6 protein-coding genes are annotated in these 6,579 nt (G+C 53.0%); 3 read left to right on the plus strand and 3 right to left on the minus strand.

Annotated elements, in window-relative coordinates:
* The 3 genes from BOW51_RS06105 to BOW51_RS06115 form a co-directional block, all read right to left on the minus strand.
* Positions 1-615, minus strand: a 615-nt coding sequence (locus tag BOW51_RS06105) for a hypothetical protein (RefSeq protein ID WP_135568095.1), incomplete at its 3' end; no start/stop codon positions are given.
* Positions 569-1,660: a quinolinate synthase NadA gene (gene nadA, locus BOW51_RS06110; RefSeq protein WP_078476926.1), complete on the minus strand. Its 1,092-nt coding sequence runs from the start codon at positions 1,658-1,660 to the stop codon at positions 569-571. The genes nadA and BOW51_RS06105, both read right to left, overlap by 47 nt.
* 9 nt (positions 1,661-1,669) lie before the next feature.
* A complete protein-coding gene (locus BOW51_RS06115; protein WP_078476927.1) occupies positions 1,670-3,241 on the minus strand; it encodes a dynamin family protein in 1,572 nt (523 codons plus the stop codon).
* A gap of 262 nt (positions 3,242-3,503) precedes the next feature.
* On the opposite strand from BOW51_RS06115, the gene BOW51_RS06120 reads away from it, so the two are divergent.
* From BOW51_RS06120 to BOW51_RS06130, 3 genes are all read left to right on the plus strand, one after another.
* Positions 3,504-3,899 carry an SCP-2 sterol transfer family protein gene (locus BOW51_RS06120; RefSeq protein WP_078476928.1) on the plus strand — a complete coding sequence of 132 codons (396 nt, stop codon included), beginning with the start codon at positions 3,504-3,506 and terminating at the stop codon, positions 3,897-3,899.
* Positions 3,900-3,992: 93 nt separating this feature from the next.
* A complete protein-coding gene (locus BOW51_RS06125) occupies positions 3,993-5,096 on the plus strand; it encodes an efflux RND transporter periplasmic adaptor subunit (protein WP_078476929.1) in 1,104 nt (367 codons plus the stop codon).
* Between the two features lie 130 nt (positions 5,097-5,226).
* Positions 5,227-6,579: efflux RND transporter permease subunit (locus BOW51_RS06130; protein WP_135568096.1), on the plus strand; the 1,353-nt coding region annotated here is incomplete at its 3' end.

The following is a 6,579-nucleotide window of genomic DNA, read 5'->3' on the forward strand; positions in this document are numbered from 1 at the left end:
CGGGATATCGAGTTCATAGGCTGCCTTGTAGATATAGATACTGTTCTGGCCTGGCAGTCTGTATTGCTTCAGAGTGGCGTTTAAATGTTCCAGACTGCCGCTGATTTGATTGAGATCATTGCCGTCAAGGTACGGACGGTTGAGGAGGTTATTGAACAGAGTGATGGCCCACTCGGTGACATTTGTGCTGGACTGCATAATGTGGGAGGGGATGGCGAGAAAAAACTGCTGTTCACCCTCCTTTTTCTCTTCAGAGGACAAATGGTACCTGTATGACATGGGGGTATTTTGCTGTCGCTGGATTGAGGTGATCCAGTGAACGAGACGATGCAAGAGTAATTCAGTCTTGTCAGACGAGGTGAACGTCTCTGGTAGTGGTTCAATAATGAAGCGCTCCATCAATTTGTCGATCAATCTGAAGTCCGGCTCCTGTTGCATTGCAACTATTATCTTCCCACTGATGAAGCTTTGCTGTAGCCCATACCCCATGCCTGGATGGAAAATCCAATTATCCAATAGGCGCAGAGTCGCCTGTGTTACGGGTTTGTTTGGGAGTAGGGACACTTTTTCAGGCGTTACCTTGATATTTTCCGCTAATCCCATGGCTGTCAGCAAAATCAAGCATACGCCTGATCGGTAGCATGGCACGTTCACGAATCGATTCATCAATGTTGATTTCGTGCTGCGGTCCGGGATTTTGCAGCATCGCCTCAATGTTCTGCAGCGAGTTCATTGCCATCCACGGGCAGTGTGCGCAGGATTCGCAGGTTGCTCCCTCTCCGGCGGTCGGGGCCGAGATCAGTATTTTGTCAGGCGCCACCTGTTTCATTTTCCAGAAAATGCCGTCATCCGTCGCAACAATGAACTTTTTCTGATCCATGGTGGCAACAGCTTCGATCAGTTTGGTCGTCGAGCCCACCACGTCTGCCTGGTCAGTGACATGCTCCGGAGATTCAGGATGCACCAGTACAGCGGCATCAGGGTGCAGGCGTCGGATACGTTCCAGTGCAACCGACTTGAACTCCTCATGCACCACGCAGGAGCCCTGCCATAATAGCATCTCCACGCCCGTGACTTTTTCAATGTAGTGGCCGAGATGCCGGTCTGGCGCCCACAGGATCTTCTCCCCCTGTGCCTTCAGATGTTCGACAATGGGCAGTGCAATGCCGGATGTCACCATCCAGTCGGCACGTGCCTTGACGGCAGCCGAGGTGTTGGCATAGACAACCACGGTATGATCCGGGTGAGCATCACAAAAGGCGCCGAAAACATCGGCAGGACAGCCTATGTCGAGTGAACAGGTCGCACGGAGATCAGGCATCAGCACGCGTTTCTCAGGATTGAGAATCTTCGATGTCTCACCCATGAAACTTACACCGGCAACCACAAGGGTCTGCTCTTTCGCGGTTGTTCCGAAGCGCGCCATCTCCAGTGAGTCGGCAACACAGCCGCCGCTCTCCTCGGCAAGTTCCTGGATATCGCCATCGGTATAGTAGTGCGCAACCAGCACGGCATCCTGCTCTCGCATCAATTTCTTGATACGGGATTTTAGCGCCTCTTTCTCTTCAGTTGTTATCGGCGGCTTGATCGGGTGTGCAGGCACCTCAATGGTTTTGCGGATAGCCTCGGCGGAGAGGAGGGTCTCATTTATTTCATTCATCGAAAACTACTAGTCCTTTTCTTTTTCTGCTGTGTCTAAAAACTCATCCATGTTGAATTCCATGGGTTCAGGAGTCTCATGCAATGCTGTTTCTTTAGTTTCTGGTTCAGGTGCTGGCTCGGATGCTGGTGCCGCTGCAGGTTTGGTCACCGGATCATACGCCAGTCCTGCTCCCGATGGATCGGTAAAACGGTCGTTGAGCATCTGTACAATACGATCGTTCTCTTCGCGCACACGCTTCAGGCGTTTACGCGTGAATGATCCCCAGCCAGCCGGGCGCCTGCTGATAATAATGCGCATCATACGCGTGCTTTTTCTGAATGCGCCAACCAGGTCTAGTTTGCCATCGAGTGCCTCAGATGCCTTGCGGGCAGCACCGAGCAGAGTCTTGGCTGCGAGTTCGCGCATGCCAAAATGGATAATAGTTAACAGCACCACGGCAACGCCGGCGGAGAGAATCCAGTTGCCCGCAATTGCAGGGGCGATATCCAGCGGGTTGAAGCCGATGCCGAGACTTACGCCAATAAAGAGCAGCAACAGGAACGCGATGGTTACAGCATCGAGTACCAGGGTGCGCTTGTACCACTTGCGCATTAATTCAAGCAGGCTTGGCATCGCCTTTTGCTCGATTTCCTTGGCAGTATGTTCAAGTGATGCGACGATGCGATACGCACGCTCGATGCCAACCTGGTCCATGCGGCTATGAATCTCCGAGAGATCCTTGTCACGCTTGCTTTCAAAGCGCTGGCGTAGCTGTGCATCCTCGATGGGTACAGCTGCTTCCGGACTGTAAATCGTGTAGAAACGTCCGGCAGTCAGGCCTCGTTCACCCATTGCACGCTGCCAGGCTGCAATGACCTCTTCAGGGTTGTCCTCACGTGCAGCTGTGTCGATCTGGTTGAGAATGTAGAGGAACTTGCCAGCATCCGGGCGATTGATTGTATTGCTGACGAGGTGGTCAAGCGTATCGCGCATGGCTCCCGGTTCCGGGTGGCGCGCATCGAACAGAACCAGTACCAGGTCGGAGAGTGCGATGATGTGATCCGTGATGCGCAGCGTAGAGGTGCGTTGTGCATCGGCATCGAATCCGGGGGAGTCAATGATGGTTTTGCCACGCAGGGTCTCGCAGGTGGTGGTTTTCATCTGCAGGTAGGAATCGATGCGTTTTCCCTCGCCAGTTGCAACGCTCTCTATATCCTCACTGATACGGTAGAGGGGGAAGCGTGGATCTGAATCCAGGGCCACTCCGGGCAGTGCGTGAGGTGCCGCTTCGTGTGAATAGCACAGCACGGTGAACTTATCGTCGACAGCCTGGTTGCCACTGCGCTGAATCTGCTCACCGATATAGTGGTTGATAAAGGTCGACTTCCCTGCCGAAAAAGTCCCCAAAACCGAAATCAGCGGCCACCAGGTGATTCTTGTCGCAAATGAGTCATCTTCGGCCAACAAACCGGTCTTGTGCCCCACCTTGTCGAGCTGGCGGAATGATTTGACAGCGTCGATAAGTGCCGGATTTTCCTCGGAAAGATGCTTCTCCAGCTGGTCAAGGCGCTGTTTAATGGACGATTTTTCGAAAGACATGCGTAAATTCCGGTGTGTATATATTTAAAGTTTGTCTGCAATACTCAAAAATAGCAATGGCTTAGGTGCAATTACCCGCCTTTTTGGCCATAAAAAAGGAGTCTCCCGGGACACGGAATTAGCACAATAAGTTGATCTGATTATTGCAAAGTACCTACCATATGGGAGATACTTCATTATCTGAACGGTAATCCGATTAATAAAACAAGATGGGTGCCGGATTTTCAATGAATAAAGACGCAAACAAGAGGAGTAGTTGAGTATGTCTGCAATTTTTTCTGACGAGTGGATGAGGAGCTTTATGGAGCAGTGGAACGCCGAAACGGAACTGACTTCGGCGCTGGCTGATATCAGTTTCAGCAGCAATATTGGTTACGGTTTTCCAGATGACGATCAGCCATCCGGCGTACTCGTGGTCCAGAATGGCTCTGCTACCTCTGCAGGCGCCTACAATGGTGAAGAGCTCAACTGGGATATCCGCGCAAGTGAGCAGCAGTGGCAGAAGTGGATTGCAACACCACCGGGTATGATGGGACTGGGTACTGCATTCGCTTCCGGAAAAATGAAATTCAAGGTTGGTGACTACGGGGCAATGTTGAAAGATCCTCGCATGGCCGGGCCGTTTATCAAGAGTTTCTCAGTCATGGCACGTGCCTGATCGGGCTGCCATACCCAGGGCCTCTTTAGTTGAGGCCCTGTTTGTAACACCCCGATTATTTTTGCCCGGTTATTTCCAATTTGAGGTTATGTCATGCGGAAAGCTTTAAAACAGACAATTCTGGCGTTACTGGTTGCGGCTCCCATTGCGGCGCAGGCGCAAACTGACAACACGGCCCATGAATGGGTCGAGGTCCAGGATGCGGGAAACTCTGTTTTCATCTCACTTGGCGGCACAGTCATTCCCTACAAGGAAGTGACGCTCTCTGCGCAAATTCCCGGCCGTGTCCAGTCCATTGCCGGTATCGAGGGTGACGCTTTCGATGCAGGTGCTGAACTGGTTACGATCGGCGACAACGAGATCATGGCACAGCGCAACTCCGCACTGGCGGCGCTTGCCAATGCAGAGGCAGACATGCGCAATGCCGATGTCCAGTACAATCGTGAGCTGTGGGCACCGCGTTCCAAGCAGGCGATGGGTGGCATGGGTATGCCGAACCTCTTCGATGACATGTTCTCTCGCCCGATGCAGGATGTGGTCGGTGATTACGACAATGATGCCGCACGCTCTGCAGACCTCTATTCATCACGTACCCGCATCCAACAGGCACGCAACGCAATTCTGCAAGCACAGTCACAGATCCACGCACTTGACGCCAAGCTGCGTGATGCACGCAGTGTTGCACCTTTTGTTGGTGTGATCACGCACAAGCATGTCGAGGTAGGAGACACAGTCCAGCCCGGCACGCCGCTGCTGAGTTACGCCGATGTCGAATTTCTGCAGGTCGTTGTTGATGTGCCATCACGTGTGGCACCAAACCTCACCCAGGGCCAAATGCTTGAGGCTGAACTCGATGTGAATAATGAACGTGTGCCGGTGCGTGTCGCACAGGTGTTCCCAATGGCCGACCTGGTACGCCATACGGTCAAGGTAAAATTTGACCTTCCTCAAGGCGTTTCACGTCCGGGCATGTACATTAAGGTACTGGTGCCGGATCACACTGTCTCGAGTAGAGGCATGGTGAAAATACCGGTCAGTGCAGTGCGTTTCAATGGCAGCCTTCCCGGCGTTTACGTCAAGGGAGAGAGCGGCAGGCCGCAACTGCGACTTGTACGTATTGGCGAGAACATTGGCGACGATTACATTATGGTAACTTCAGGCCTGCAGGCAGGCGAAATGGTACAGCGGAATCCCTGATTCAACTGAAACCACTGAAGTCAACAGAACAGATAAGCCGAAGACGCCCGCAAAGGGCGTCTTGAATTAATAACAGGGAACCGGTGGGTTACGCCACAAGCCCTCCGGAACAACAAAAGGCCGGCAGCAGATGAGCCAAAGAGTAGATAACAATCTGGATGAATTGAAAGACAAGGATCTGGGTATAGCCGGTAATACGGCGCGTGCCTTTATAAATTCTCCTCTCTCGCCTTTGCTGTATGTTGCATTGCTGCTGATGGGAATCATGGGCTACATGCTCATTCCTCGTCAGGAAGACCCACAGATCTCGGTTCCGATGGTCGATCTCATCGTTCCTTATCTAGGCGCTTCGGCGGAACAGGTGTCCGTACGTGCGATTGAACCACTCGAACGCATGATGAGCGAGATCAAGGGCGTCAAGCACGTCTACTCGGCTTCCCAGCGCGGTATGGGCATGGTGACCGTGCAGTTTGAGGTTGGCGAGGAGATGAACGACTCGCTGGTCAAGGTCAACGACAAGATCGATTCCAACATGGACAAGATCCCGTCCGGGGTGTCGCCCCCGATGGTGAGCCCGGTCGGTATAGACGATGTGCCGGTGGTGACGCTTACCCTGTGGTCGAAAGACCTTAACGGTGATCGTGCTCCGGATGTCGATGACAGCCAGCTGCGTATGCTGGCGCACGATGTTCTACAGAACCTCAATGAATTGCCCAACACCAGTGAAGGTTTTGTTGTTGGAGGCCGAAAGGAGGTCGTCAAGGTCGAGGTGCTGCCCGAAATCCTTGCCGGCTATGGCATCAGTATTGGCCAGGTTGCCCATGCAATCCAGACTGCCAACCAGGAGACCCAGGCCGGTTCGGTTGAGAGCGGTGGCACGCACCTGACGGTGGTGACAGGCAAGTTTCTCAGGAATGCAAGAGATGTCAGCGAACTGATTGTCGGCACCTTCGGTGGTTCACCGATACACCTGCGCGATGTGGCCGTGGTGAGTCAGGGCCCGGAAGATGCCAGCAAACTAGTGGCCTTCTACAGTGGCCCACAGTCGCCGGAACGTATTGGCCGGGTTGATGGCAGTCCTGCTGTAACAATCGCTATTGCCAAGCAGGAGGGTACCAATGGTGTGACGGTTGCGAATGCCGTGCTCGAGCGCGTCGAAGAGCTCAAGGGGCGCGTTATCCCCACCAATGTTGATGTCTTCGTTACTCGTAATTACGGTCAGACAGCTAACGACAAGGTCAACGAGCTGATCTTCAAGCTGTTTGTCGCCACCAGTATCGTGTTTGCGCTGGTACTGGTTGCATTCCGCGCATTCAAACCCGCACTGGTCGTAACACTGGTTATACCAGTCGTTCTGTTGATGACGATTTTTGTCGCCTGGTTGCTTGGATTTACCATCGACCGGGTGAGTCTGTTCGCACTGATATTTTCGATCGGTATTCTCGTCGACGATGCCATCGTCGTTATCGAGAATATCTACCGC

The organism is Solemya elarraichensis gill symbiont, from assembly GCF_002021095.1.
Lineage (GTDB): Bacteria > Pseudomonadota > Gammaproteobacteria > Chromatiales > Chromatiaceae.

Excerpts from the sequence above, each read along its gene's own strand:
- BOW51_RS06120 (WP_078476928.1), top strand. The coding sequence starts at position 3,504 with ATGTCTGCAATTTTTTCTGACGAGTGGATGAGGAGCTTTATGGAGCAG.
- BOW51_RS06125 (WP_078476929.1), top strand. The coding sequence starts at position 3,993 with ATGCGGAAAGCTTTAAAACAGACAATTCTGGCGTTACTGGTTGCGGCT.
- nadA (WP_078476926.1), bottom strand. The coding sequence starts at position 1,660 with ATGAATGAAATAAATGAGACCCTCCTCTCCGCCGAGGCTATCCGCAAA.
- BOW51_RS06115 (WP_078476927.1), bottom strand. The coding sequence starts at position 3,241 with ATGTCTTTCGAAAAATCGTCCATTAAACAGCGCCTTGACCAGCTGGAG.